The sequence below is a fragment of the Lichenicola sp. genome (assembly GCF_965198575.1).
GTDB lineage: Bacteria > Pseudomonadota > Alphaproteobacteria > Acetobacterales > Acetobacteraceae > Lichenicola.
The window spans coordinates 1,225,733-1,250,783 of sequence record NZ_OZ240671.1; the positions used below are offsets into that span (position 1 = coordinate 1,225,733).

The 25,051-nt window shown below is 68.0% G+C and carries 25 protein-coding genes and 1 pseudogene; 14 read left to right on the forward strand and 12 right to left on the reverse strand.

Annotated elements, in window-relative coordinates; genetic code table 11:
• Positions 1–142 precede the first annotated feature (142 nt).
• Entirely contained in the window at positions 143–538 is a 396-nt protein-coding gene (locus ACOEQ2_RS05785) for a hypothetical protein (RefSeq protein WP_419730428.1), read from the forward strand.
• A gap of 118 nt (positions 539–656) precedes the next feature.
• On the opposite strand, the gene ACOEQ2_RS05790 is transcribed toward ACOEQ2_RS05785, so the two are convergent.
• Positions 657–1,382 (reverse strand): hypothetical protein, encoded by a 726-nt coding sequence (locus ACOEQ2_RS05790; RefSeq protein ID WP_419730429.1) that lies wholly within the window; start codon positions 1,380–1,382, stop codon positions 657–659.
• Here ACOEQ2_RS05790 and ACOEQ2_RS05795 point away from each other — a divergent pair.
• The 8 genes and pseudogenes from ACOEQ2_RS05795 to ACOEQ2_RS05830 form a co-directional block, all read left to right on the forward strand.
• Positions 1,381–1,728 (forward strand): winged helix-turn-helix transcriptional regulator, encoded by a 348-nt coding sequence (locus ACOEQ2_RS05795; protein WP_419730430.1) that lies wholly within the window; start codon positions 1,381–1,383, stop codon positions 1,726–1,728. The two genes, ACOEQ2_RS05790 and ACOEQ2_RS05795, sit on opposite strands and share 2 nt — an antisense overlap.
• Before the next feature lie 186 nt (positions 1,729–1,914).
• On the forward strand, positions 1,915–3,402 hold the full coding sequence (locus ACOEQ2_RS05800; protein WP_419730431.1) for a mannitol dehydrogenase family protein: 1,488 nt from the start codon (positions 1,915–1,917) through the stop codon (positions 3,400–3,402).
• A 43-nt stretch (positions 3,403–3,445) separates the two neighbouring features.
• On the forward strand, positions 3,446–4,906 hold the full coding sequence (gene xylB / locus ACOEQ2_RS05805) for a xylulokinase (RefSeq protein ID WP_419730432.1): 1,461 nt from the start codon (positions 3,446–3,448) through the stop codon (positions 4,904–4,906).
• Between the two features lie 68 nt (positions 4,907–4,974).
• On the forward strand, positions 4,975–5,208 hold the full coding sequence (locus ACOEQ2_RS05810; protein WP_419730433.1) for a hypothetical protein: 234 nt from the start codon (positions 4,975–4,977) through the stop codon (positions 5,206–5,208).
• Between the two features lie 9 nt (positions 5,209–5,217).
• Positions 5,218–6,342 carry an acyl-CoA dehydrogenase family protein gene (locus ACOEQ2_RS05815; protein WP_419730434.1) on the forward strand — a complete coding sequence of 375 codons (1,125 nt, stop codon included), beginning with the start codon at positions 5,218–5,220 and terminating at the stop codon, positions 6,340–6,342.
• Positions 6,343–6,352: 10 nt separating this feature from the next.
• A complete protein-coding gene (locus ACOEQ2_RS05820; RefSeq protein WP_419730435.1) occupies positions 6,353–7,081 on the forward strand; it encodes a PIG-L deacetylase family protein in 729 nt (242 codons plus the stop codon).
• Complete coding sequence (locus tag ACOEQ2_RS05825) at positions 7,078–7,665, forward strand: class I SAM-dependent DNA methyltransferase (protein WP_419730436.1); 588 nt, start codon at positions 7,078–7,080, stop codon at positions 7,663–7,665. The genes ACOEQ2_RS05820 and ACOEQ2_RS05825 overlap by 4 nt, the downstream gene beginning before the upstream one ends.
• 184 nt (positions 7,666–7,849) lie before the next feature.
• Positions 7,850–7,937, forward strand: a pseudogene (locus ACOEQ2_RS05830) (methyl-accepting chemotaxis protein); the annotation flags it as partial.
• Between the two features lie 839 nt (positions 7,938–8,776).
• On the opposite strand, the gene ACOEQ2_RS05835 reads toward ACOEQ2_RS05830, so the two are convergent.
• Positions 8,777–9,979, reverse strand: a complete 1,203-nt coding sequence (locus ACOEQ2_RS05835) for a glycosyltransferase (protein ID WP_419730437.1) — start codon at positions 9,977–9,979, stop codon at positions 8,777–8,779.
• A gap of 161 nt (positions 9,980–10,140) precedes the next feature.
• Here ACOEQ2_RS05835 and ACOEQ2_RS05840 point away from each other — a divergent pair, with 161 nt between their 5' ends.
• Positions 10,141–11,370 (forward strand): argininosuccinate synthase, encoded by a 1,230-nt coding sequence (locus ACOEQ2_RS05840; RefSeq protein WP_419730438.1) that lies wholly within the window; start codon positions 10,141–10,143, stop codon positions 11,368–11,370.
• 1 nt (position 11,371) lies between these two features.
• Here ACOEQ2_RS05840 and ACOEQ2_RS05845 read toward each other — a convergent pair whose 3' ends face one another.
• On the reverse strand, positions 11,372–11,923 hold the full coding sequence (locus ACOEQ2_RS05845; RefSeq protein WP_419731149.1) for a thymidine kinase: 552 nt from the start codon (positions 11,921–11,923) through the stop codon (positions 11,372–11,374).
• A 55-nt stretch (positions 11,924–11,978) separates the two neighbouring features.
• Between ACOEQ2_RS05845 and trpS the strand changes: the two genes are divergently transcribed.
• From trpS to ACOEQ2_RS05860, 3 genes are all read left to right on the forward strand, one after another.
• Positions 11,979–12,974, forward strand: coding sequence for a tryptophan--tRNA ligase (gene trpS, locus ACOEQ2_RS05850; RefSeq protein ID WP_419730439.1), 996 nt, complete (start codon positions 11,979–11,981; stop codon positions 12,972–12,974).
• 10 nt (positions 12,975–12,984) lie between these two features.
• On the forward strand, positions 12,985–13,407 hold the full coding sequence (locus tag ACOEQ2_RS05855; protein ID WP_419730440.1) for a secondary thiamine-phosphate synthase enzyme YjbQ: 423 nt from the start codon (positions 12,985–12,987) through the stop codon (positions 13,405–13,407).
• Between the two features lie 72 nt (positions 13,408–13,479).
• The gene (locus tag ACOEQ2_RS05860) at positions 13,480–13,938 is read left to right on the forward strand and encodes a hypothetical protein (RefSeq protein ID WP_419730441.1); all 459 of its coding nucleotides are present in this window, start codon (positions 13,480–13,482) and stop codon (positions 13,936–13,938) included.
• Here ACOEQ2_RS05860 and fghA read toward each other — a convergent pair.
• From fghA to denD, 5 genes are all read right to left on the reverse strand, one after another.
• Positions 13,935–14,783, reverse strand: a complete 849-nt coding sequence (gene fghA, locus ACOEQ2_RS05865; protein WP_419730442.1) for an S-formylglutathione hydrolase — start codon at positions 14,781–14,783, stop codon at positions 13,935–13,937. The two genes, ACOEQ2_RS05860 and fghA, sit on opposite strands and share 4 nt — an antisense overlap.
• Positions 14,783–15,898, reverse strand: a complete 1,116-nt coding sequence (locus ACOEQ2_RS05870; protein ID WP_419730443.1) for an S-(hydroxymethyl)glutathione dehydrogenase/class III alcohol dehydrogenase — start codon at positions 15,896–15,898, stop codon at positions 14,783–14,785. Before ACOEQ2_RS05870 ends, fghA begins: the two co-directional genes overlap by 1 nt.
• 86 nt (positions 15,899–15,984) lie before the next feature.
• Positions 15,985–16,740 carry a signal peptidase I gene (gene lepB / locus ACOEQ2_RS05875; protein ID WP_419730444.1) on the reverse strand — a complete coding sequence of 252 codons (756 nt, stop codon included), beginning with the start codon at positions 16,738–16,740 and terminating at the stop codon, positions 15,985–15,987.
• Positions 16,741–16,845: 105 nt separating this feature from the next.
• Positions 16,846–18,735 carry a hypothetical protein gene (locus ACOEQ2_RS05880; RefSeq protein ID WP_419730445.1) on the reverse strand — a complete coding sequence of 630 codons (1,890 nt, stop codon included), beginning with the start codon at positions 18,733–18,735 and terminating at the stop codon, positions 16,846–16,848.
• A gap of 29 nt (positions 18,736–18,764) precedes the next feature.
• Positions 18,765–19,745, reverse strand: coding sequence for a D-erythronate dehydrogenase (gene denD, locus ACOEQ2_RS05885; RefSeq protein ID WP_419730446.1), 981 nt, complete (start codon positions 19,743–19,745; stop codon positions 18,765–18,767).
• 98 nt (positions 19,746–19,843) lie between these two features.
• Between denD and ACOEQ2_RS05890 the strand changes: the two genes are divergently transcribed.
• On the forward strand, positions 19,844–20,596 hold the full coding sequence (locus ACOEQ2_RS05890; protein WP_419730447.1) for a FadR/GntR family transcriptional regulator: 753 nt from the start codon (positions 19,844–19,846) through the stop codon (positions 20,594–20,596).
• Between the two features lie 17 nt (positions 20,597–20,613).
• Here the strand turns inward: ACOEQ2_RS05890 and ACOEQ2_RS05895 are convergent, their stop codons facing one another.
• Genes ACOEQ2_RS05895 through ACOEQ2_RS05910 form a run of 4 tightly spaced genes read right to left on the reverse strand, consistent with a single transcriptional unit; the run spans position 20,614 to position 24,970 of the window.
• On the reverse strand, positions 20,614–21,387 hold the full coding sequence (locus ACOEQ2_RS05895) for an SDR family NAD(P)-dependent oxidoreductase (RefSeq protein ID WP_419730448.1): 774 nt from the start codon (positions 21,385–21,387) through the stop codon (positions 20,614–20,616).
• 33 nt (positions 21,388–21,420) lie between these two features.
• Entirely contained in the window at positions 21,421–22,407 is a 987-nt protein-coding gene (locus ACOEQ2_RS05900; RefSeq protein WP_419730449.1) for an ABC transporter permease, read from the reverse strand.
• Positions 22,408–22,436: 29 nt separating this feature from the next.
• Entirely contained in the window at positions 22,437–23,924 is a 1,488-nt protein-coding gene (locus tag ACOEQ2_RS05905) for a sugar ABC transporter ATP-binding protein (protein WP_419730450.1), read from the reverse strand.
• Between the two features lie 32 nt (positions 23,925–23,956).
• Complete coding sequence (locus tag ACOEQ2_RS05910) at positions 23,957–24,970, reverse strand: sugar ABC transporter substrate-binding protein (protein WP_419730451.1); 1,014 nt, start codon at positions 24,968–24,970, stop codon at positions 23,957–23,959.
• Between the last annotated feature and the right edge of the window lie 81 nt (positions 24,971–25,051).

The window sequence follows — 25,051 nt, forward strand, 5'->3', positions numbered from 1 at the left end:
CGATACCCATCAGGCTGCAGGCGGCGGGTCGGGCAGGATGACACTCCAACCGCTCGATGGCTCCTGGATCGAAACCTTGCGGTCTGCTGCCGACCGCATGTCGAACCCGGTCCGGAAAGCCGCCTGCATGATCTCGCATCGGATGCGTAGCCTCGGCCTGTTCGCCGCGCTCTCGGTGGCGCTAGCGGTGGCAGCGCCTGTCGGAGCGAGCGCTTCCGCACCCATGGCGTTCGATGCCGGGCTGGTGCACCGGGGTCCCGACGGGGCGAGCTCTCTCTCGGTGCGCGATGGCCACGGCACCTTCGACGCCATCGAACATGGTGACGAGCCTGCCGTGCAGGCAATCCAGACCCGTCTGGCAGAGGCCTCCCGCGGCAGCACGTCCGTGATGGACACCTGCAAGATCGGTGTGTGCGACATGGCGATCGCACGGGTGCGCGGAGACGTGGACGGGGCGGACGCCACTCTCGACCGGATGGCGCGAAATTTCGGCGCGCTCGGCGACCGGAGCGGTCGATCGATCCGCTCGACGTCATGATCGATCCTACGCGCAGCGGAAAGCTGCTGCTGCGTGGCGACCACCAGGCTTGTTCCGACTGAGCGTCCGGAAGCCGCGACCGGAGGGCCGAAACTTCGCCGCTTCCATCAGCCGCAGGTCAGGCCTCAGGATTTTCCGATCGTGCCCACAGGCGCTGAACGATCAAGGCGATCGGCAGCCCGAACCCGAACATGTGGATCAGCAGACCGCCCACGAACGGAATCGGCGACACCGATGCGGGCGTGGCGAACGCGGTATGCGGCAGCACGACAAGACCCATGAAAAAGAACACGATGAGCCCGAGTATCGGTCCGTCGATCCACGCCCAGCGGCGTACGAGCGGGACACGCCATGCAACGAGCGCGTAGGCGACTGCCGTGACGATGGAGACGAAGAAGTGCAGCACGGTTCCCAGGATCAGGCCGGTCATCCCGGCATAGGCGGCGAGGCCCATCAGGCTCGCGGCGGCCAGCTGCATTTCCGGAACGACGCCGATCCCCCTTGCCTCTTGCAGAACGAGCACCGGGACGAGAACGATGAAACCGGTGGCGATCCCGGCAATGAGGCCGGCGGTTACGGCCTGAACCCATCCATGTCGGACGCGCATCGGTTGGATCGTCCCGTTCAGGGCTGCTGCTGTTCCTGGCATGATGTATCCATCTGGTTGTTGACTGGAGACGAGAGCCTTCACGTATCCATGAACGTTGCTGCGGAACACCTCATATCTGTCGGTTACCGGCAGTTTGCGGTAACCGATTGGAAACCACTGATCGAGGGGTGCGATGGTCCTGAAACTGCGATCGAAGGTGAAGGCTCTGCCGGGCTGTCCCATGTCGAAATGCATGTCGCTCCTGAGCGGATTGTGGACGCCCGAGGCGCTCTGGTCCCTCAGCAACGGGCCGCGCCGCTTTTCGGAGGTGCGCCGCGATATCCCGGGGATCTCGGCGAAAGTGCTGACCAGCAGGTTGCGCGATCTCGAGGAGCGGGGCGTCATCGGGCGTCGTGTCATGCCGACCTCGCCGCCGACGGTTGAGTACGAGCTGACAGTGCTCGGACAGGATCTGCTGCCCGCGATCCGATCGATCGTGGAAGTCGGTTCGCGCCTGCTGCTCCGGGACCGAGCCGACCAGGCTGATGCGAGCCCGACCCTCCCCGGCCCGGGCGCACGCCTGGCCGCAGAAGCTCACTGACCGTCACCCAGATCTTCCCCGACCGGGGGGCGGTCATGGTTCGCCATGATGGGGGCCGGGCACCATCGTCGTGCGGATCACGGCATTCGGTGCGAGCCGCGGCACCGCGTCGGGCACCCTAGCCGCGGGGCGCGTGCGGGCTCATGCTGGGGCCAATCGTTCCAAGACAAGAGGACCGCGCGGATCATGAGCGCCACCCAGCTGAACCGGACCACGCTGCACAGCCTGGCCGCCGACATCCACATCCCCTCGTTCGATCCGGCCAGCGTGACCGCTGGGATCGTGCATCTCGGGCTCGGCAACTTCCACCGCGCGCACATGGCCCGCTACACCGACGAGCTGATCCGCAAGCGCGCCGACCAGGCGGAGTGGGGCATCGCCGGCGCCGGGCTGCTGCCGGGCGATCGCCGGATGGCCGACAGCCTGGGGCCGCAGGACGCGCTCTACACGCTGGTCGAGCGCACCGCGGACACCGAAACGGCGCGGGTGATCGGCTCGATCGTCAAGGTGATGTTCACCGCCGAGGACAGCGACGCGCTGCTGGCGGCGATCGACGACCCGGCCATCCGCATCGTCAGCCTGACGGTGACCGAGCACGGCTACTGCCTCAACCGCTCGACCAAGCGGCTCGATCCGGAGCATCCGCAGATCGTCGCCGACCTCGCCGATCCCGAGCATCCGCACAGCGCGCCCGGGATCATCGTCGAGGCGTATCGGCGGCGTCGGGCGGCGGGTGCGCCGGCGTTCACGGCGATGACCTGCGACAACATCCAGCATAACGGCAACGTGCTGCGCGAGGCGGTGCTGAGCTTTGCCGGCCTCCGTGACCCCGGGCTCGCCGAGTGGATCGGGGAGCATGCGAGCTTCCCGAACACCATGGTCGACCGCATCACCCCGGTCACCCGGCCGGCCGATATCGAGTACCTGGCCACCCGCTACAACCTGGCGGATGCCTGGCCGGTGTTCTGCGAGGGCTTCACCCAGTGGGTGATCGAGGACCGCTTCCCGCAAGGTCGGCCGGCCTGGGAGGAAGTCGGGGCGCAGTTCGTCGAGGATGTGACGCCGTATGAGTTCATGAAGCTGCGGCTGCTGAACGGCAGCCACCTGGCGGTCGCAGGCCTCGGTCGGCTGGCCGGGAACGCCGACACCACGATCGACGAGGCGCTCGCCAACCCGTTGATGCAGCGCTACATGGCCGCCCTGATGGACCGCGAGACCGAGCCGACGCTGGCCCCGGTGCCCGGCATCGACCTCGACGCCTACAAGCAGACGCTGGTCGAGCGCTTCGCCAACCCGGGCATCAAGGACACCGTCGAGCGGGTCAATACCGACGCGCCGCTCAACGTGCTGGTCGACCCGATCCGCGACAGGCTGGCCAGTGGTGGCCGCATCGAGCTGCTGGCGTTGGCGCTGGCGGCCTGGATGCGGCGCATCCGCGGCGAGGACGAGCAGGGCCGGCCGATCGAGATCAGGCACCCGCTGGCCGCCGTGCTGCGGGAGAAGGCGATCGAGGGCGGCGCCGATCCGCGGCCGATCCTGGGCATCACCCAGCTGTTCGGCACGCTCGGCGAGGATGCGACGCTGATCCGCACCACCGGGCATTGGCTCGCCAGCCTGTACGAGGTCGGCGCGGCACGCACGCTGGAACACGCTGCCGCCACGCAATCGTTCTGACCCAACCGGCCTTCTGACCCGACCAGCCTGAAGTAGAGCAAGCATGTATCTCGGTATCGATTTCGGCACCTCATCGGTGAAGGCCCTGCTCGTCGACGGGCAGCAGCGCGTGCTGGCGGACGCCTCGGTGTCACTCGACGTGCAGCGTCCAGCGCCCGGCCATAGCGAGCAGGACCCGGAGGCCTGGTGGCAGGCAATGCTGACGGCGGTGGACCGGATCGCGGCCGCGCACCCGGCAGAGCTGGCAGCGACGCGGGCGATCGGGCTGTCCGGGCAGATGCATGGCGCGGTGCTGCTCGATGCGTCGGGTGCCTTGCTGCGTCCGGCAATCCTGTGGAACGACACGCGCAGCACGGCCGAGTGCGTCGAGCTGGAAGCGGCGTTCCCGGAACTGCATGCGGTCACCGGCAACCTGGCGATGCCGGGGTTCACGGCGCCGAAGCTGCTGTGGGTGCGCCGTCACGAGCCGGAGCTGTTCGCGCGCATCGCGACGGTGCTGCTGCCGAAGGCCTGGATCGGCTACCGGCTGACCGGCGACATGGTCGAGGAGATGTCGGATGCGTCCGGTACGCTGTGGCTCGATGTCGGCAAGCGCGAGTGGTCGGACGCGGCACTGGCGGCCACCGGGCTCACGCGGGCGGCGATGCCGCGGCTGGTCGAGGGCAGCGCGCGGGCGGGCACGATCCGGCCGGAGCTGGCGGCGCGCTGGGGCATGACGCAAGCGCCCATCCTGGCGGGCGGTGCCGGCGACAACGCTGCGGGCGCGGTCGGGCTGGGTGCAATCCGGCCGGGAAGCGCTTTCGTGTCGCTCGGGACGTCGGGGGTGCTGTGGGTCACCACCGATCGCTTCCTGCCGAACCCGGACGCTGCCGTGCACGCGTTCTGCCACGCCCTGCCCGGCGTCTGGCACCAGATGGGGGTCACGCTATCGGCGGCTGCGTCGCTGGCCTGGTGGGCGTCGGTGACCGGCCATGACGAGGCATCGCTGCTGGCCGAACTGCCGCCGGAGCCTGCCTCCGGCCATGCCGAGGACGGGGTGGTGTTCCTGCCGTACCTGTCGGGCGAGCGGACCCCGCACAATGACGGCGCGGTGCGGGGCTGCTTCGCCAACCTGTCGCACGATAGCGGCCGGCCGGCGATGACCCGGGCGGTGCTGGAGGGTGTCGCGTTCTCGATGCGCGACTGCCTGGATGCGCTGACCGGCTCCGGCAGCGCGATCACCGAGGCGGACGTGATCGGCGGCGGCTCGCGGTCCGGCGCCTGGATCCAGATCCTGGCCTCGGTGCTGGGGCTGACCCTGCACCGGCTGGCGGCGGGCGAGACCGGCGGTGCGTTCGGGGCCGCCCGTCTGGCGCGCCTGGCCGATACCGGCGAGGATCCGGCTCTGGTCTGCACGCCGCCGGAACGGGTCGAGACGTTCCATCCCGATCCGGCGATGGCAGCGATCTACGAAGGCAGGCTCGCGCGCTACCGGGCGCTCTACCCGGCCCTCGCCCGGTTGTAGCGCCCGACGCAACCCTGCAGCCCCGAGGCGCGTCAGGCCTGACGACGGCACCGAACAGGGAATGCGCCATGACCGCTTCATCGGGACAGACAACCGGCAACGTGCCGGTCGAGGGGATCGACCCGGGTGGCACCCACGGCGCACCCAAGGGAGACGCGACGAAGGCGGGCAAGTCGGACCTCTCCGACGCCCGCCCCGAGGTGCAGAGCGGCGACGAGAACGCCAACCCGACCCGCAGCACCGGCAACGACACGCCCGGCGCCGACTGGTCGGGCTCGCGGCCGCCGCCTGGCAAGGGCTGACGCGCGGCCTTGCCCGACGCAGCGGCGACCATTCGTCCGACTGAGCTGGTCGCGGCACAGCTGCACGCGCTCGACGCGGAGGCTGGGCGGCTGGACCGGGATGGCGGCTTCCCGGAGCAGGGTTTCGAGGTGCTGCGGCAGGCGGATGCCTTGGTGGCGCCGCTGCCACGCCGTCACGGTGGACAGGGTCTGGGCAGCGAACCCGATGGCGCGCTGGGAATGCTGTTGCTGCTGCGCACGATCGGGCGTGGCAACCTGTCGCTCGGCCGGCTGTATGAAGGCCACGTCAACGCGCTGAAGCTGATCGTCCGCTACGGCACGGACACGCAGGTCGCCGCGGCTGCCGCAGACGTCCGCGATGGGCACGTCTTCGGCATCTGGGTGACCGAGGGCGCGGACCCGGTGCGGCTCTTCGAGACCGCGGAAGGCTTCCGTCTGAGCGGCGAGAAGCTGTTCGCATCCGGCGCCTGCACCCTCACCAGGCCGCTGATCACCGCGCAACCGGACGTGGGACCGCCGCGACTGGTGGTGGCGAAGCTCGGGCCGGACCGGAATGCCAGCCCGACCATCGGCGGATTATGCGGCATGCGTGGTGCGGTGACCGGGCGGTGCAGCTTCGAGGGGCTTGCGGTCTCGCCGGAGCAGCTCATCGGGGCGCCCGGGGACTATCTGCGCCAACCGGAGTTCTCGGCCGGCGCCTGGCGGGGGATCGCCGTGGCACTCGGCGGGATCGACCGGCTCGTGGACCTCTTGCGGGCACAACTGGATGGCCGCGGCCGCGCGTCCAACCCGCACCAGGCCGTGCGTATCGGAGAAGCATTGATCGCGCGCGAGACGGCCGCGTTCTGGGCACGCCGCGCGGCACTGCTGGCGGAGGGCGGCGCGTTCGAGGCGGGGGACGTTGCCGGCACGGTCAACCTGGCGCGCATTGCCTGCGAACAGGCCGGATTGAAGGTGATCGAGCTGGTGCAGCGCGGGCTCGGATTGCAGGGTTTCCTGCAGACCAACGCAGCGGAGCGGGCGATGCGCGACCTCGCGACCTACCTGCGCCAGCCGGCTCCCGACGAGACGCTGGTGGAGGCCGCGATCTGGTTCACCTCGCGCGACCTGCCGGATCCGGAGATCGCAGCATGAAAGCTCGAGCATGAAGGCCGGCGATGCCCAGGCGATGTTCCGCACGCTTCCGGTCGGGATGCTGGACGAGATCGTCCCGGGTACCGCAATGATCCTGGCCCCGCATGCCGATGACGAAAGCCTCGGCTGTGGAGGCCTGATCGCGGCCAGTTGCGCCGCCGGGCGGCCGCCTCTGGTGGTGATCGTCACCGATGGCGCCGGGTCGCATCCCGGGTCGCCGACCTGGCCGGCCGGTCGCTTGCGGGCAAAGCGCGAGGCAGAGGCGGAGGCGGCGACCCGGCATCTCGGACTGCCGCCGGGCCGGCTGGCGTTCCTGCGGCTGCCCGACACGCGCAGTCCGCACGAGGGCCCGGAGTTCGAGTTCGCCGTCGAGACGTTGCGCTGCCTGGCCGCCGAGCATCGCTGCGACACGATCCTCGCACCGTGGTCGCATGACCCGCATTGCGATCACGAGTCCGTCTGGAAAATGGGGCTGGCGCTCTCCAGGCAGGATCGTCGCGCATTGCTTGCCTATCCGGTCTGGGGCTGGCTGATCGCCCCGGACACCGAGCTGGACACGCCGCCCCCTGTCGGCTGGCGGTTCGACGTGACGCCGTATCTCTCCCGCAAGGCGATCGCGATCGAGATGCATGAGAGCCAGTACGGCGAGCTGATCACCGACGATCCCGCCGGCTTCCGGTTGCCGGACCGGCTGCTGGAGGTGTTTGCGTCGCCCTACGAGGTGTTCCTCCGGCCATGACCGGGACGAGCTGGTCCGGCGAGGTGTTCGAGCGGCTGTATGCCGGCAACCCCGACCCCTGGGGCTTCGAAACCAGCGACTACGAGCGCGCCAAATACGCCGAGACGCTGGCAGCTTTGGAGGGGCGGCATTTCCGGTCCGTGCTGGAGCTCGGCTGTTCGATCGGGGTGATGAGCCAGGCGCTGGCCGGGCGGTGCGATCGACTGCTCGGGATCGACATCGCCGAGGCAGCACTCGTGCTGGCGCGCGCGCGATGTGCCGGACTTGGGCATGTGCGGTTCGAGCGGGCTCAGCTGCCGGACGGGTTTCCGGAGATGCCGCCCGAGTCGTGCGACCTGATCCTGGTATCGGAGCTGCTGTATTTCCTGTCGCCGGAGGATATCGGGCGTCTGGCAGCGCGCGTGCTCCAGGCGGTGAGCGACGACGGCATGATCCTGGTGGTGAACTGGACCGGAGAGACCGACACGCCCTGCACCGGTGATCAGGCAGCCGGGTTGTTCGTGGCAGCCTGCGAGACGGCCGGATTTGTGGTCGGACTGGCATTGCGACGCGACACATACCGGCTGGAGCGGCTGAGCCGCTGACCGCAGGTCGTTCATGATGCGTAAACGACCTGCCGGGTAGATTGCGCAGGTGTTGAGAGATCCCAGGAACCAGACTGCCGAACCCGCCGCCGGTGATACCCCGGAGCGCGTTGTCGAGCTTGCCGGACGGGCGGCAACGATCGCCGCCGACAAGGCGCACGCGATCCAGCGCATCACCCAGCGGACCCGCATGCTGGCTTTGAATGCGACCATCGAGGCCGCGCGGGCGGGCGAATCCGGGCGAGGCTTTGCAGTCGTGGCAGGCGAGGTGAAGGCGATCAGCGCCGAGATCGACGCGCTGGCGAGCGACATGGAGACCGAGCTGCGGACCGCGCTCGACGAGTTGCGCGCCGTAGGCGATCGCATGGTGAAGGATGTCCGCGGCCAGCATCTGGTGGATCTCTGCCTGAACGCCATCGAGATCATCGACCGCAATCTTTATGAGCGGACCTGCGACGTGCGCTGGTGGGCGACCGATGCCGCTGTCGTCGCGGCACTGGACCTGGCGCCGGCGCACCTGGCGGAGGCGGAGCGGCGCCTTGGCGTCATCCTGTCGGCCTACACCGTGTATCTCGATCTGTGGATCTGCACCGCGGATGGCCGCGTGGTCGCGAATGGTCGATCCGGTCGCTATCCCGCGGCGAAGGGGCTCGACGTATCGTCCGAGAGCTGGTTCCGGCAGGCCAGGGCGTCGATCTCCGGCGACGATTACGCGGTGGCAGAAGTGATGCCGTGTGCCGCGCTGGACAGGGCTCCGGTGGCGACGTACGCCGCTGCGATCCGTATTGACGGGCGGCCGGAAGGTCGGACGCTCGGTGTGCTGGCGGTACATTTCGACTGGCAGCCGCAGGCCCGGGCGGTGATCGATGGGGTTCGGCTGTCGCCGGATGAAGCGCGTCGTTCACGCGTGCTGCTGGTCGATGGAGTGGGCCGGGTCCTGGTCGCGTCGGACGGGAGCGGCGAGTTTACCGAGCGCATCGTTCTGGATACCGGCGGTGCGCGGGGAGGCGCCAGGCACGATCCCGACGGAACCGTCACGGCGTTCCACCTGACGCCCGGCTACGAAACCTACCGGGGCCTCGGCTGGGCCGGCGTGATCATCCAGGCGTCGTCATGACAGCACGACAGCATCGCGGCTGCTGACCCGCTGGCCGTTGGAGACGACGCGTCCAGGGGCGGCTGGCTGCAGGGCGGAATGGACACCGTTTGGCCGGGCGAGCAGCAGCGACCCGATGATCGCCTCGGCCTCCGCACGATGACGGGCGATCGCGCCACGCGGAACCTGGCGTCGCACCAGGTTCGGGCTTTCAGCTTCGAGCCGGCTCCAGGCCGCGCCGAAGAACGGCTGATCGAGCCAACGGACGATCAGGTCGGGTGGCAGGCCGACCAGTCGTGCCAGCGTGGTGCAGGACGATACCGGCATCGTGTGGGAATGGCTCCCGGCCGTCGCCCGGTGCAGGTCGAACAACGTGCGCAGTCCGGCGCGCGCGGTGGCCCGGCGCAGGCAATCCGCGGGGAGCTCGAGATTGTCGTCCAGCATCTCGTCCTGGCAGATCATCCGGCGCGCCATCGTCTCGGCCATGCCGCCCGGAGCCCGTCCGGATGTGCGCCCGGACACCACGACCTTCACCTCGGGTGCATGGCGGATCGGCACGTCGACCCGGCGCAGCGCTGCCAGGAAGCCGCGATCCTCGCCGGACGACAAGGCCGGCACACCTCCGGCGCGAGCCCACGCATCGACGGTGACCGCTATGCTGGCGCCGGAATGCTCCGTGTGACGCGGCCAAGGATCGTGCGGGTCCGGATCGACAAGGTCGTGGATCCGGTCGAGCTGGGTTGCATAGGCGACCTCCTCGGCATCGTCGTCATGCAGATGCGACGGGATGGCCATCGCCTCGACCGGATCGATCAGAGCCCGGCCGCACACCACGTCGGCGCCGGCTGCCAGGGCGGCGAGGTTCGTTGCCAGCCAGTCCGGATCGACACGGCCATCGGCGTCGGTGGTGAACAGGATCCCGTCGGCGCCGGCGATCTCGGCGGCCAGTCGCATCGCCTCGCGGCGGGCATTACCCGCATGCGCCTCGGACTGCGGATAGTGACGCTCGGCGCAGGTCAGTCCGAACGAGAGCCGGGGCGCAAGCGATCGTGCGAGGTCGGCAGTCGCGTCCGTGCAGTTATTGAGCAGCAGGACCACGTGATCCAGGCGTGGCCCGCGCTGAGCGTCGAGCGCTATGAGGCAGTCGGCGATCCTGTCCTCCTCGTCGCGGACTGGGATTGCTGCAACCCGCTTCGACGCGACTACCTGATCCCGCACGTGCGAGCCCTCCCCCCGGAGATGCGAGCATGCACAAGCGGGGGTCGGGCCCCGGGTTGCATCGGGGCACGCTGACGTTTCCTTGTCCGCATGCTAGGGCATCGCATGCCCCAGGATTGCAGGCCGGAGTGGCCTCGTCAGACCAGCGTTGGAGAACGAGCATGGCCATCAAGGACGTCAAGAAGGTCGTGCTGGCCTATTCGGGTGGCCTCGATACCAGCGTCATCCTGCGCTGGCTGCAGCAGACTTACGGCTGCGAGGTGGTGACGTTCACCGCCGACCTCGGCCAGGGCGAGGAGCTCGAGCCGGCGCGTCGCAAGGCCGAGATGTTCGGCGTGAAGGAGATCTTCGTCGAGGACATGCGCGACACGTTCGTGCGCGACTTCGTGTTCCCGATGTTCCGCGCCAACACGCTGTACGAGGGGCAGTACCTGCTCGGCACCTCGATCGCCCGGCCGCTGATCGCGCAGCGGCAGATCGAGATCGCCGAGATGGTCGGCGCCGACGCGGTGGCGCACGGGGCGACCGGCAAGGGCAACGACCAGGTCCGGTTCGAGCTCAGCTATTACGCGCTGAAGCCGGACGTGAAGGTGATCGCGCCCTGGCGGGAGTGGGACCTGATCAGCCGCACCAAGCTGCTGGCGTTTGCCGAGGAGCACCAGATCCCGATCAGCCGCGACAAGCGGGGCGAGGCGCCGTTCTCGGTCGACGCGAACCTGCTGCACTCCTCATCGGAGGGAAAGATCCTCGAGGACCCTGCGGTGGCGCCGGACGAGAGCGTCTATCAGCGCACGATCAGCCCGGAGGCGGCACCGGATGTGGCCACCGAAATCAGCATCGACTTCGCACATGGCGATGCGGTGGCGGTGAATGGCGAGACGCTCGGGCCGGCAGCGCTGCTGACGAAGCTGAACGAGCTCGGGCGCGCGAACGGCATCGGGCGGCTGGACCTGGTGGAGAACCGGTTCGTGGGGATGAAGTCGCGCGGCGTGTACGAGACGCCGGGCGGCACGATCCTGCTGGCGGCGCATCGCAACATGGAAACCATCACGCTGGACCGGGAGGCGGGCCACCTCAAGGACAGCCTGATGCCGCGTTACGCGTCGCTGATCTATAACGGCTTCTGGTTCAGCCCGGAGCGGCGGATGCTGCAGGCGCTGATCGACGCCAGCCAGGCGAGCGTGACCGGGCGGGTGCGGCTGAAGCTCTACAAGGGCAACGTGATCGTCACCGGGCGGGAGAGCCCGAACAGCCTGTACGATACGCGGGTGGTGACCTTCGAGGACGACCAGGGCGCCTATGACCAGGTCGACGCGCAGGGCTTCATCAAGCTGAACGCGCTGCGGCTCCGGCTGGGTGCGGCGGTGGGGCGCAAGGGCGGCGCGCTGTAGTTCAGAACGGCGGGGTCCAGTGGCGATCGCACCGGGCCTCGTAGAGATCGTCGTCGCCGAGTTCGAGCAGGTGGCCGGTGTCGTTCTTTTTTGCGGTCCAGGGTGCCGGGGCGTCGCAGACATGGCAGCGGGCCAGGAGCTTCAGGTGCCGGTCGGCGCTGGCGGATAGCCGGACGATCGTGTCGAACGGGCGGCGCAGATAGTCGGTGTCGAGGCCGCCGATGGTGACGCATGCGCCCCCGGATACGGCACCCTCGATGTCGGTGACGATGTCGCCGGCGTAGTGCGGGGCGACCATGAACTGAACCTCGTCGATCACCAGCACCGGATGCGCGCGCGCCGCCGCGTCCGGCCAAGCGGACACGGCAAGTGCGTGGGCCTGGGTCAGGTCGCGGCTGGCGATCAGCGCGGCGCCGTCGCGAGTGTCGAAGGCGGGCTTCATCACCAGCGCGGAAGACCCGTGCGCCGCCGCCCGGGCGATCAGCGCCGCCGACTTGCCCGCGAACATCGGGCCGGTGATCAGTTCGAGCCGGCCTCGTGTGCCGCGTCGCATCCGCACTCCCGTTCCGCACCTTGACCAGCCTGACGCCCCGCCGGACAAGTCCCGCATGCAACGCATCTTCTCAGGCATCCAGCCGTCCGGCGTGCCGACGATCGGCAATTATCTCGGCGCCATCCGCAACTGGGTGGCGCTGCAGCAGGGGCACGAGTGCCTGTACTGCCTGGTCGACCTGCATGCGATCACCACCTGGCAGGATCCGGCCGCCTTGCGCGAGCAGACCCGGATCCAGGCGGCGATCCTGCTGGCGGCCGGCATCGATGCGGACACGCACATCCTGTTCAACCAGTCGGCAGTGAGCGCCCATGCGCGGCTCGCCTGGATCTTCAACTGCGTCGCCCGCATCGGCTGGCTGAACCGCATGACGCAGTTCAAGGACAAGGCCGGCAAGGATCGCGAGGCGGTGTCGGCCGGGCTGTACGTGTATCCGAACCTGATGGCGGCCGACATCCTGGCCTATCACGCGACGCGGGTGCCGGTCGGCGACGACCAGCGCCAGCACCTCGAGCTCGCCAACGACATCGCGCAGAAATTCAATCATGATTACGGGGTGGAGTTCTTCCCCGCGGTCGAGGCGCTGGTGCCACCGGAGGCGGCGCGGGTGATGAGCCTGCGCGACGGCAACAAGAAGATGTCCAAGTCGGACGCGTCGGACCAGAGCCGCATCAACCTGACCGACGACGCCGAAACCATCGCGCTGAAGATCCGCCGGGCAAAAACCGATCCGGAGCCCCTGCCCTCCGAGGCCGCCGGGCTCGCCGATCGTCCGGAGGCGCGCAACCTGGTGACGATGATGGCAGCACTTTCAGGGACCGGCATCGAGGCGGTGCTGGCAGAGCATGGCGGACAGGGCTTCGGGCCGTTCAAGCAGGCGCTGGCCGAGCGGGTGGTGGCGACGGTCGAGCCGATCGCCGGGGAGGCCAACCGACTGCTGGCGGATCCCGCGCACCTGGATGCGGTGCTGCGACGGGGTGCGTCGCGGGCCGGGGCCATCGCCGAGCCGATCGTGCGCGAGGCCGAGCGGATCGTCGGCTTCCTGACCTGAGGGCGCGGTCATGCGACAGGCGTTGCACGAGCTGAGCATCGAGACGCGCGGCAAGGGGCTGGTGGATTTCACCCGGCCGGTGCTGGCGTGGGTCGCCGATCAGGGCATCACGACCGGGCTGCTGACGCTGTGGTGCACGCACACGTCTGCGTCATTGACGGTGCAGGAGAATGCCTCGCCCGAGGTGCTGACCGACATAGCACGCTATTTCGACACCATCGCCCCCGAGGCGCCCGGCCGCTACGTGCATGACGACGAAGGCCCGGACGACATGCCGGCACATCTGCGCACCATGCTGACCAACACCCAGCTGACAATCCCGGTGGCAAGCGGCCGGCCGGTGCTGGGGACGTGGCAGGGGCTGTACCTGTTCGAGCATCGGCGGCGGCCGCATCGTCGTCAGGTCGTGCTGCATCTGCTCGGCGAGGCTTGATCGAACGCTGCCTCTGCCCAGATCAGCTGCCTGCCGGGCGGTGTCCTGACCCGGGCTGCAGGAGCGGTGCCGGTGTTGCGGTGGTGTGTCGGTCTCGTTCTGGTGTTGCTGGCTGGGTGTGCCGATCCGACCGGCCCGGTGGTCGGCGACTGGCGCGGATACCAGCCGGCGATCAGCAGCTTCGACGATCTCTCCACCGAACTGATCCTGGATGGCTTGCCCGGCGCGCAGTCAGGCACCTACCACCTGATCACGCGGGCGGAGGAGCCCGGCTTGGTCGATGATCCACGCTGGAACGTGCGCTGGACCGACCAGTGGCAGCGGCGCGTCGTGCACGGCGCGGACGGCGTCAGCTACGTCACGATCCATCTGCACCGGGCCCCCGACGCGCAGGTGCCCGACTACCTCATGACAGCAAACAACCTGCTGGTTCCGCTGGACAACCTGGCCCATCCGGATCTCTCGCCGAACGCCATCCGGATTGCGCTGGTGCCGTTGCCGCGCAACTCCTGGGGTTATGGACGCCCCTAGGGCGCGTGCAGGATGCGGGCGTGGTGCTCGACGTGGTTGTCGATGACGCTCTGGATGAACCAGTAGGAGTGATCGTAACCCGGGTGCCTCTGCAGCTGTAGTGGCTGACCGCCAGCGATCGCCGCCTGCTCGAAGCTATCCGGACGGAGCTGCTGCTCCAGGTACTGGTCATCGCTGCCCTGGTCGATCAGGATCGTCGTCGGGTGGCGGTGGCCGGCGCGCAGGAGCAGGGTGGCGTCATAGGCGGCCCAGGCGGCGGGGTCGTTGCCGAGGTAGCGTGGGAACGCCTTCTGGCCCCATGGCACATCGGCTGGATGGCAGATCGGCGCCAGTGCCGATACCGACTGCCAGTTGGCAGGGTTCCGGAGCGCAAGCGTAAGTGCTCCGTGGCCGCCCATCGAGTGGCCGATGACACCGCGACGCCCCGCGCTGACCGGAAACTCGGCCTCGACCAGTGCCGGCAACTCGTCGTTGACGTAGCTGCCCATGCGGTAATTCCGGCTCCACGGCGGCTGAGTCGCGTCGAGATAGAAACCGGCGCCGGTGCCGAAATCCCAGTCGTCGTCCTCGCCGGGGATGTCGGCGCCGCGCGGGCTGGTGTCCGGGAACACCATGACCAGGCGATGCTGCGCCGCTGCGCGGAGGGCGCCGGATTTGGTGGCGAAGGTCTCCTCGGTCGAGGTCAGGCCGCCCAAGGCATACAGCGCCGGCCCCGGTGCCGCGGCATCCACGCCGTCCGGCACGAACACGCCGAAGCGTGCCTCAAGGCCGCCGAGCGCCTCCGATCGGTGGGTGTAGAAGCCGATCGTGCCGCCGACGGTCCGGTGGGTGGAGCGAGTTTCCATCAGTACATCACCACGCTGCGGATGCTCTCGCCGCGGGTCATGAGGTCGAAGCCCTCGTTGATCTGCTCGAGCGGCAGGTGGTGGGTGATCAGCGGGTCGATGCTGATCCGGCCCTCCATGTACCAGTCGACGATCTTCGGCACGTCGGTGCGGCCGCGGGCGCCGCCGAACGCCGAGCCGATCCAGCGGCGGCCGGTCACCAGTTGGAACGGGCGGGTGGAGATCTCCTGGCCGGATGCCGCGACGCCGATGATGGTGGAAACGCCCCAGCCACGATGGCTGCACTCCAGCGCCTGGCGCATCAGGGTCGGGTTGCCGACGCACTCGAACGAGTAGTCCGCACCGCCGCCGGTCAGCTCGACCAGGTGGCCGACCACGTCACCGCCCGGTCCGAGGTCCTTCGGGTTGACGAAATCGGTCATGCCGAACTGGCGCGCCATCGCCTCGCGGCCGGGGTTGATGTCGACGCCGATGATCTGGCCGGCGCCGACCATGCGGGCACCCTGGATCACGTTGAGGCCGATGCCGCCAAGGCCGAACACGACGACCGAGGCACCGACCTCGACCTTGGCGGTGAAGATCACGGCACCGATGCCGGTGGTCACGCCGCAGCCGATATAGCAGATCTTGTCGAACGGCGCGTCGCTGCGGACCTTCGCCAGGGCGATCTCGGGCAGCACGGTGTAGTTCGCGAAGGTCGAGCAGCCCATGTAGTGCAGGATCGGCTGGCCTTTGAACGAGAAGCGCGAGGTGCCGTCCGGCATCAGGCCGCGACCCTGGGTGCCACGGATCTGCGTGCACAGGTTGGTCTTGCGGCTGAGGCAGCTTTTGCAATTCCGGCATTCGGGCGTGTAGAGCGGGATCACGTGGTCGCCGGGCTTCAGGGTGGTGACGCCCTCCCCGACCTCGACCACCACGCCCGCACCCTCATGGCCGAGGATGGCCGGGAACAGGCCCTCCGGATCGGCGCCGGACAGGGTGTATTTGTCGGTGTGGCACAGGCCGGTCGCCTTGATCTCGACCAGAACCTCGCCGGCGCGTGGGCCCTCGAGCTGCACCGTCTCGATCTCGAGTGGCTTGCCGGCCTCGAACGCCACCGCCGCACGTACGTCCATGATCCTGGCCCCCAGCCGCTACCGGGCGCCAGCAAACGGCCGGGCGGGATTCAGGTCAATGCCGTGCGGGCCACGGCGGCGGGCTTTCATCGGGTCACGTGCATGAAGCGGCCAGGCCGGAACGAGGCGAGCCAGGCGGCCGGGCCCGAGGCACCGGGAGCGAGGTCGCGCGACGCCAGCACGATCTCGACCCGACCCTGCAGGTTCCAGATCGGCAGCAGTCCGACGCCACCGGCCGCGACCGGCACCCGGCTATCGGCGGAGTCGTCGCGATTATCCCCCAGCACGAACAGATGGCCGACCGGAACCAGGATGTCTGGGGTGTCGTCGAGCGGATTGTGGGCGTCGCGCTTCAGGATCGCGTGCGGCTGACCGCCTGGCAGGATTTCGGTGAAGCGCTCGGCAGTGGCACCGCTGCCATCCGCCAGTTCCTCATCGACGAGGCCGCCATTGGTCCAGGCGACGCGCTGACCGTTCAGCCAGAGCCGGCCGGCCTGCATCCTGACATGATCGCCCGGCACGCCGATGACGCGCTTCACCCAGCTCGTGCCGGGAGCGGCCGGGGCGCGGAACACGATGATGTCGCCACGCGCCGGCAGGCGGCCGAAGATCCTGACGCCGTGCGGCAGATGGTCGCCGAACGGCAGCGTGGCGGTGCTGTAGCCATAGGCGAACGGCTCGGCGAGCATGCGGTCGCCGATCAGCAGCGACGGCTGCATCGAACCGGACGCGACGGTGTAGGAGGCGGCCAGGCTGGTCCGCGCCAGGCAGACCAGGAGCAGGGTCAGGCCGACTTCGACAGCGACGCGCTGCGGCCTGGAGCGGCTGGGGGCTGTCGACACGGCACCGGCTCCTTCCTGCGTCCGCCGCGCCCGGAAATCGGGACACGGTCGGTGGCGGACCATGCGACGGTGAAAGTTAAGGAAGCCTGAGCTAGCAGGCGACGATCAGGCGGAACCGGAGCGTCTGACGGAATGGTGATGCGTCGCGTATGGCGCGAGCGTGACCGTGCTGCCGTCGAAAGCCGCGGACAGGCTCCTGGAGGTCAGGTTGGCGAGCAGGAGCTCGGTGTGGGTCGCCGTCATCCAGGCCAGTGCGGCGAGACGGTCCGGATCGCTCGAGACCGCCGAGAGGGTTTCCGCCCGTGCGGCGCCGGCGATGCGCTGCAGCACGCCATGGATCGGATACGGGTCGCCGTGCCGGACGTGCGGCGCCGCGAGCGGGCCGTCGCGGTGGAGCACGCCGAACGGACCGACCGGCGCCGATAACGTCACCGCGGCGATGTCGGTGCCGGCACACCGTGCCAGGTAGCCGACCGCCCAGGCTGCCGCGAAATTGCCGCGCTGACGCGGGTCGGTGGCGGTCATGGCCTTGCGGACATTGTCCGGATTTGGCGCAGCGGCGACGCCGTACGGGTTGTCGCGGGCGCCGATATGGCTTGGGCCCAGATAGAGCGGGCGGCCCCCGGCGATGCGGCTCGCGGATGCCAGCACCGCAGGCAGGGCGGCGAGGTTCTCCATGACGGTGATGTCGTCGGCAGCGTGCACGATGGCGCTGGTGGAGAACGCGACCAGATCCAGCTGCGCGGTCGGCGGCCGCTTGCGGTTGAGCTCGGTGAAGAAGTTGGGCGTGCCACCGGCAAGGCGTACGCGGGGCAGCGCCGCACGCACCGCCGCATAGACCGCCTCCAGCGGCGGGCAATCGGGCCAGGTGCTGCCGGGCAGCGTGCCCTTGAGGTCGGCAGCCGGCAACGCGACGATGGTGGTGACCGCGGCGTCGGCCTGCCGCAATGCGTCGGCCAGCGCACGGGCCTCGGCCTCGAGTGCCAGGCCCGGCAGCACCGCCTCCAGATGCAGCTCGGCGCCGACCGCACGGGCGATCCCGGCAGCCAGTTCCAGCCTCGCGACGCCGTGCCGGCGCGGGTCGTGGCGCACCAGCAGGTATTCGGGCCCAAGCGCGCGGAGCTGGTCGAGCTCTGCCGAGGACAGCGCGTCGTCCGGCTCGAGATGCAGGCCGAGCGCCGGCAACCGGCCCGATGACTGGCCGATCGTGACCTGGACCGGTTCCTCGGCGACGGTCACGCGACCGGATCCGCCCGACGACGCATCCGCAGGAATGCCCGACACAGTGAGGGCCACGCTCTGCTGCATGATCTCGCCGGCGCGCAGCAGATACGGCCAGGGCAGGCCGATCGGGCGGACGTAGGTCTTGTACGAGGCGTCGGTCCAGTTGCGCTGGTCCTCCATCTCGAAGGCGTCGCCCTCCATCCGGCAGGTGACGACCACGCCCGGCAGCGGCTCGTGGGTCAGGGCGCGGATGTCGCTGAACGGCTGGTATGGGGCGATCAGCTCCGGGAAGGTCGCCGCTTCCTCGGTGCCGTCGGTGTGCAGCACGGTGACCGGCTGGCCGCTGGTGCCGGCGATCGGATGCAGCACCACGAAGCCCAGGCGCGCGGTGTTGAAATCGGTGAGCGCCTCGCCCTGCATGCTGAACACCACATGGTCCGGGCCGCCCTCGATCCGCACCTGGTAACGGTAGGACTGCTCGCCTTCGCGGCAGTCGGCCTGGTAGCGCACGAGGAAGCGTTCGGGCTGCTGCTCCACCGACAGGTCGCTGATCCGGCAGGCGACGGTGCCCCATTCATGGTCACGCACGACGCAGGCGATGGCGCGGATCAGTTCGTGGCCGGCAATGCGGATGTGGCGCAGGTTGCCGTCCTGCAAGGTCGCCGTGAGTGGGCCCGCGGAGAGCTGGATGACCGGGTCGGGGATCTCCTCGGTGCCGAAGAGGACGTACGACTCGAGCGTTACGAACTGCTGTGTGCGGGAGGCGGACATGAGCGTGCTCTTCACGGTTGCTGTGGTGGTCAGCCGGTCTGGATAGTCTGCTCCGACATGAAGGCGCGCACCACGGCATCGAAGTCGGCGTCGTGGGTGAAGCCCAGGCCGCGTGCCGTGTCGGCGGAAAAATTGCCGGGCCAGGAATTGACGATGCGCTGGATGGCGGGATCGGCGGCAACCCGGACGCGATCGGCTACGACGTCGCCCGCCAACCGACGCAAGGCCTGCAGCATGTCCGCAACCGTGACGGAGAGGCCGGGCATGTTGATCACGCTGCGGCCGCCGAGTGCGGATTTGTCGAGGTCGTGGCCGTGCAGGATATTGCGGATCGCCAGCGCCGGCGACATCAGCCACAGCACGGTGTCGAGTGAGACCGGACATACCGCATCGATGCCGGCAAGCGGCTCCCGGATGATGCCGCTGGCGAAACTCGACGCCGCACGGTTGGGCTTCCCGGGACGCACCACGATCGTCGGCATGCGCAGGCTGCGGCCGTCGAGAAAATCGCGCCGGCTGTAGTCTGACAGCAGCAGGTCGTTGATCGCCTTCTGGGTACCGTAGGAGCTCTGCGGCTGCCACACCTGGCTGTCCGGCACGGTATCGGGGAGCGTGCCGCCGAATACCGCGACCGAGCTGGTGGTGACGAACCTGGCGCCGGGTGCGACCGCGCGCACACGTTCCATCAACATGCGGGTGGCGTCGATATTGACACGCATGCCGAGGTCGAAATCCTCTTCCGCCTGCGACGACACGACGGCAGCAAGATGGAATACGCTGATGGTATCGACATCGATGAGTTGTGCCACCTGCGCCGGATCCGTGATGTCGCCGGCGAGCGGCCTGACGCGCGGATCGGTGTAGCCTTCCGGGTCGATGACGTCGAACGCGCAGATGCTCTCGATGGCACGGTTGGAGCCATCGGGACCGATGATATGGCCGCGTTGCAGCAACGCCTCGATCAGACGGCGGCCAAGGAATCCGGCCGCACCGGTGATTGCGATCTGCATGATGAAGACCTTTCCGTCGCGCCTCGAAAGGACGCAAACTCGTATGTCAGGCAAGCGCGGCCGATGATCGGGCGCAAGCGGTTTCTCGAGGATCGCTCATGAAGCAGCAGAACCGGACCGACCAGCTGGAGCGGATCCTGCGTGAGCGCATCCAGGGCGGCATCCTCGCGGTCGGCACGAAACTGCCATCCGAGCAGGCCATGTCGGCCGAGTTTCAGGTGAGCCGGACGGTCGTGCGGGAGGCTGTTGCCCGGCTGCGCTCGGACGGAATGCTGGAAACCCGCAAGGGTGCGCCGACACGGGTGCGCGCGGCTGCACAGCTGGCCGAGACGCTGTCGATGCCGCAGTCGGTCGAGGGGCTGCTCGGGTTTCTCGAAGTGCGTCGCTCCATCGAAGGCGAAATGGCGGCTCTCGCTGCGGCGCGGCGCACGGAGGCACAATGCCGGTTGATCGAGGTGGCGCTGCTCGCGATCGACCAGTCGACTCGGGATGGCGGCAGCGGTGTGCAACAGGATCTCGATTTCCATCTGGCGATCGGAGCCGCCACCTCGAACGCGTATTGGCAGCAATTCGTGCACCTGTTCGCCGAGCCGATCCGCTCGGCCATCGGTGTCACCCGCGCCAACGAGGCAAGGCGACGCGACTTCGCGGCGGCGGTGGCCGACGAGCACCGGCAGATCTACGACGCGATCCGGGCCCGGGATGCCGACCTCGCACGTGCGGCCGTGCATCTGCATATCACCAACGCCGGCCAGCGCATCATCCATGCCGACCAGGCGTTCTGGCAGCAGGAAGGTGGTGACCTCGCCCGCATCTTTGCCGCCCGGGCGCTGAACGATCCCGGGCGCTGATGGAACGCGGCCCGTCGCTACTGGGCCAGGTAGCCGCCATCCACCGGAAGGATTGCGCCGGTGATGAACGACGCATCGTCGGAGGCCAGGAACAGGATTGCGTAGGCCACCTCAGCCGGGCTGCCGAGCCGCGCCATCGGATGTCGTGTCTTGATGTCGGCAACGTAGGCGTCGGACATCTTCGCCAGCCCCGCGGTGGTGATGGTGCCAGGCGCCACCGCATTGACGCGGACGCCCCGTGCTGCGAGCTCGATCGCCAGATGCTTGGTGATGCCGGACGCCACGAACTTCGCGGGCCCATACACGGCCTGTCCCTTCTGCCCGGCCTCGCCGGAGATCGAGGACAGGCAGACGATCGAGCCGCCGCCGGATTTCAGCATTGCCTCGGCGGCGAACTTGCAGGTCAGGAACATGCCGCGGCCATCGATCGCCATGACATGATCGAAATCCTCTCCCGTCGCGGTCAGCAGGTCGAGTTCCGGGATGATGCCGGCATTGGCGACCAGGATGTCGAGCTTGCCGAACGCCGTGACCGCATCGGCCACCATCAGTTTCGCATCCTGGCTGCTGGACACGTCGCCGACGAAGCTGCGTGCTTCTCCACCGGCCGCCTTGATGACGTCGACAAGACTGTCGAGACCGGCTGCATCGATGTCGTTCACGACGAGCTGGGCCCCTTCGGCGGCGAATATCAGGGCGGTGGCGCGGCCGATGCCGCTGGATGCGCCGGTGATCAGGGCGCTCTTTCCCTTCAGGCGGCCACGACCTCTGGGAAGCTGCTCGTCACTCATGCGATATCTCCTTCGGGAGGGGTGATTGCGGCCTCAGCTGCCGCGACGCTTCTGGTTGAGGCTGTCGATCAGGACAGCCCCGAAAATGACCGCGCCCTGGATGAACTGGACCCAGAACGGCTGCACGTTTTTCAGGGTAAGTCCGTTGTTGATCAATCCGATGATGAGCACGCCGAGCAGGGTGCCGAGAATGCTGCCCTTGCCGCCGAACAGCGAGGCGCCGCCGATCACCACCGCGGCGATCGCGTTCAACTCGAGTCCGGTGGCGGCGATCGGCTGCGCGCTATCGAGGCGGCCGGCAAGGATCACGCCACCGAGGCCGGCCAGCGCACCACTGATGATATAGACGATCGCCAGGGTGCGGGCGACAGGAATACCGGCCAGGCGCGCGGCATCACGGTTGCCGCCGACGGCATAGATCTCGGCGCCGAAGACAGTCCGGGCCAACACCAAGCCGGCAATCAGGAATACGCCGAGCGTGATGATCGCGGCGACCGGGAATGGCCCGAAATTGCCACCACCGATATTGTCGAAACTGTCGGGGAAGGAAAAGATCGTGTTGCCGTTGGTGACGATGAATGCGAGGCCTCGCGCCATTGCCAGCACCGCGAGGCTCACGATGAACGGGCTCATGTTCAGCGTCGTCACCGCGAATGCGATGAAACCGCCCGATAATGCGCCGATCCCGAGGCCCACCAGCACCGCAAGCGGTACCGGAACATGCGCGTTCAGGGCGAGACCGGCCATGACGCCGGAGAACGCGACGACGGAGCCCACCGAAAGATCGATGCCGCCGGTGACGATGACGAAGGTCTCGCCGACCGCGACGATGCCGATCAGGGAGCTTGCCAGCAGGATCGACAAGAGATTGGCCGAGGTCAGGAACGCCGGCGTGGTCAGCGCCAGATAGAGCGAGATGCCGACGAAGCCGACGACGATCGTCAGCTCGTTGATGGCACGGGTGATCGCCGAAAAACCTGAACGACGTGTCGGCGATACCGATGTCTCGACGGAGGCCATGGCCTGCCCTTCTGGTGTATGAGTATCCATCATCCGAGTGCCGCCAGTTGCATGACGCGCTCCTGGCTGAATTCCGGCTTCGGGATGGTTCCGGCGAGGCGCCCGGCGCGCATCACCAGGATGCGGTCGCTGATGCCGAGGAGCTCGATCATGTCGGAGGAGACGACAAGAACCGCGCCGCCCTGCTCAGCAAGTGTGTTGATGAGGCGATAGACCTCGACCTTGGCGCCGACATCGATGCCGCGCGTCGGCTCGTCGAGCAGGAAGATGCGCGGACGGGTGGTGAGGGCCCGGCCGAGAACGACCTTCTGCTGGTTGCCGCCGGACAGCGATTGCACCGGCTGGCGGATGCCGGGAGTGCGGATGCGCAGCGACTTCACCGCGTGGTCCGCAAGGCGGTCGATGCGGCGCGGCATCAGGACGCTGCGTAACCATGATGACTGGCGCAGCGTCGAAAGGGCGACGTTGTTGCGGATCGGGAAAGGCATCACCAGGCCCTCGCCCTTGCGATCCTCCGGCACCAGGGCCACGCCGGCAGCAATGGCATCACGCGGCGAACGGATCCGCGCCTCGCGCGACTGCACGCGAACGCGGCCCTGGCTTGCCGGCAGCGCGCCATAGATCGTCTTGAGCACCTCGGTCCGGCCAGCTCCGATCAACCCGCCGATACCGACCACCTCGCCGGCACGGACGGAAAAACTGACATCCTGGAAACGACCCTCGGACCCGAGCGCCTCGACGTCGAGCAACACGTCGCCGACCGTGGCGTGACGCTCGGGGAACAGCGCCTCGATCGGCCGGTTGACCATCGCCTGGATCAGGCCGGTCTCATTCCACTCCGATGCAGGACGCGTCTCGACGGCCGCACCGTCACGAAGCACGGTGATCCGGTCACACACCTCGAACACCTCCTCGAGATGATGGCTGATGAAGACGAGCCCGACGCCGGACTGCCGCAGTAGCGCGATGGTGGCAAACAGGATCTTCTGCTCGGCGGTGGTCAGTGTCGCGGTGGGCTCGTCCATGACGATCACGCGCGCCTTGCGTGACAGCGCGCGGGCGATTTCCACCAGCTGCTGCTGCGCGATTCCCAGGTGCCGCACCCGGGTTTGCGGCGGGATGCTCAGACCTACGCGGGCGAGCAGGTCGCGTGCATTCCGATGCAGCGCCGCCCGTCGCACACCACCGAGTTTCCCGTGCGGCAGGTGCCCGAGATAAATGTTCTCGGCCACCGACCGGTCGGGGATCAGGCTCAGCTCCTGGTGGATGACGATGATGCCGGCATCGAGAGAGTCGCGCGGCCGTCGCGGCTGGAACGCCTCGCCATCAAGGTGCATGTCACCGGCATCCGCCGGAAACACACCCGCCAGGACTTTCATCAAGGTCGATTTCCCGGCCCCATTCTCGCCGACGATGCCGAGCACCTCGCCTCGGTCGAGCGAGATGCTGACATCGGACAAGGCCTTCACGCCCGGAAACCCCTTGCTGATGCCCTGCATTTCGAGAAGTCGGGGCATTTCGAGCAGTCGGGGCATTTCGGGCGGGCCGGCTACTTGCTCATCTCGTCGCCCCACAGCCCGTACGCCTTGACGTCCGCACTGTCGATATTGGCCTTGGTGATCAGCATGTGCGGCCAGAACTGGTGCGCCGGGATGCTGGCCTTCCCGCCATGCAAATAGGCTTCGACATATTTCACGGATTGCTCGGCCATGGTCACCGGATTCTGCGACAGGGTGCCGTCGATCTGGCCCTTTCGGATGTCGCTCAGCGCCTGCTCGGTGCCGTCGATGCTGATGATGATGATGTGCTTCGGATTGCCGATCGGCTCGGCCCGGTTGGCCTGGCGGATCGCCCGCACGGCGCCCACGGCGTTGTCGTCATTGCCGTTGAAGATGGCGTCGATGTCGCTGTGCGCTGCGAGCAGCTGCGTGGTGATGTTGAAAGCCTTGTCGGCATCGAAGTCCGCCGCCTGCTTGGAGACGAGCTTCAATCCGGGGTTGTTCTTCTGCAGTGCCTCGAACTCGGTGGAGAAACCCTTCTCCCGCTCGTCGCCGGCGGTGGTGCCGAGCAGGCCCTCGAGATCGACGACATTGCCCTTGATCGAGCCGTACCGCTGCTTCAGCTGGTCGGCAATGAAATCGGCGCCCTCCTTGCCGAGCGCCTCATTGTCGGTCTCGAGGAAGTTCACCTGGCAGCCGCCACACGCGGCGCCACGATCCAGGGTGAAGACCGGGATGCCCTTGCGGTTGGCTTCCTTGACGACCGGCACGATGGAGTTCGCATTGATCGGATTGAGGATCAGGGCCGAGACATGTTGATTGATCAGGTCGGTGACCTGGTTGGTCTGGGTGTTGGCATCGCCGTTCGCGCTGGTGTTGATCAGGCGCAAATCGGGATGTGCGGCGATCCCGTCCTGCACACCCCGGGTCATCCCCTGGAAGAACGGATTGGCGAGCGTCGCAACGCTGAGCCCGACAACGTCTGCCGCCTGCGCTGATGACACCGCGGACAACGAGCCGATGGCAATGACAGCCGCAACAAGGCGGGTTCCTACTTTGGACATGACAACTCCCGATGGCTTTTTTGTCGCCCGTACGAAGTCGAGTCCGACGGGGTTCGTTTACGCGTTCTCAAATCCGGACCG

Coding starts and splice junctions, on each gene's coding strand:
- ACOEQ2_RS05785 (WP_419730428.1), top strand. CDS start 143: ATGCGTAGCCTCGGCCTGTTCGCCGCGCTCTCGGTGGCGCTAGCGGTG.
- ACOEQ2_RS05795 (WP_419730430.1), top strand. CDS start 1,381: ATGTCGCTCCTGAGCGGATTGTGGACGCCCGAGGCGCTCTGGTCCCTC.
- ACOEQ2_RS05790 (WP_419730429.1), bottom strand. CDS start 1,382: ATGCATTTCGACATGGGACAGCCCGGCAGAGCCTTCACCTTCGATCGC.
- ACOEQ2_RS05800 (WP_419730431.1), top strand. CDS start 1,915: ATGAGCGCCACCCAGCTGAACCGGACCACGCTGCACAGCCTGGCCGCC.
- xylB (WP_419730432.1), top strand. CDS start 3,446: ATGTATCTCGGTATCGATTTCGGCACCTCATCGGTGAAGGCCCTGCTC.
- ACOEQ2_RS05810 (WP_419730433.1), top strand. CDS start 4,975: ATGACCGCTTCATCGGGACAGACAACCGGCAACGTGCCGGTCGAGGGG.
- ACOEQ2_RS05820 (WP_419730435.1), top strand. CDS start 6,353: ATGAAGGCCGGCGATGCCCAGGCGATGTTCCGCACGCTTCCGGTCGGG.
- ACOEQ2_RS05825 (WP_419730436.1), top strand. CDS start 7,078: ATGACCGGGACGAGCTGGTCCGGCGAGGTGTTCGAGCGGCTGTATGCC.
- ACOEQ2_RS05840 (WP_419730438.1), top strand. CDS start 10,141: ATGGCCATCAAGGACGTCAAGAAGGTCGTGCTGGCCTATTCGGGTGGC.
- ACOEQ2_RS05845 (WP_419731149.1), bottom strand. CDS start 11,923: ATGCGACGCGGCACACGAGGCCGGCTCGAACTGATCACCGGCCCGATG.
- trpS (WP_419730439.1), top strand. CDS start 11,979: ATGCAACGCATCTTCTCAGGCATCCAGCCGTCCGGCGTGCCGACGATC.
- ACOEQ2_RS05855 (WP_419730440.1), top strand. CDS start 12,985: ATGCGACAGGCGTTGCACGAGCTGAGCATCGAGACGCGCGGCAAGGGG.
- fghA (WP_419730442.1), bottom strand. CDS start 14,783: ATGGAAACTCGCTCCACCCACCGGACCGTCGGCGGCACGATCGGCTTC.
- ACOEQ2_RS05870 (WP_419730443.1), bottom strand. CDS start 15,898: ATGGACGTACGTGCGGCGGTGGCGTTCGAGGCCGGCAAGCCACTCGAG.
- ACOEQ2_RS05880 (WP_419730445.1), bottom strand. CDS start 18,735: ATGTCCGCCTCCCGCACACAGCAGTTCGTAACGCTCGAGTCGTACGTC.
- denD (WP_419730446.1), bottom strand. CDS start 19,745: ATGCAGATCGCAATCACCGGTGCGGCCGGATTCCTTGGCCGCCGTCTG.
- ACOEQ2_RS05890 (WP_419730447.1), top strand. CDS start 19,844: ATGAAGCAGCAGAACCGGACCGACCAGCTGGAGCGGATCCTGCGTGAG.
- ACOEQ2_RS05895 (WP_419730448.1), bottom strand. CDS start 21,387: ATGAGTGACGAGCAGCTTCCCAGAGGTCGTGGCCGCCTGAAGGGAAAG.
- ACOEQ2_RS05900 (WP_419730449.1), bottom strand. CDS start 22,407: ATGGCCTCCGTCGAGACATCGGTATCGCCGACACGTCGTTCAGGTTTT.
- ACOEQ2_RS05905 (WP_419730450.1), bottom strand. CDS start 23,924: ATGCCCCGACTTCTCGAAATGCAGGGCATCAGCAAGGGGTTTCCGGGC.
- ACOEQ2_RS05910 (WP_419730451.1), bottom strand. CDS start 24,970: ATGTCCAAAGTAGGAACCCGCCTTGTTGCGGCTGTCATTGCCATCGGC.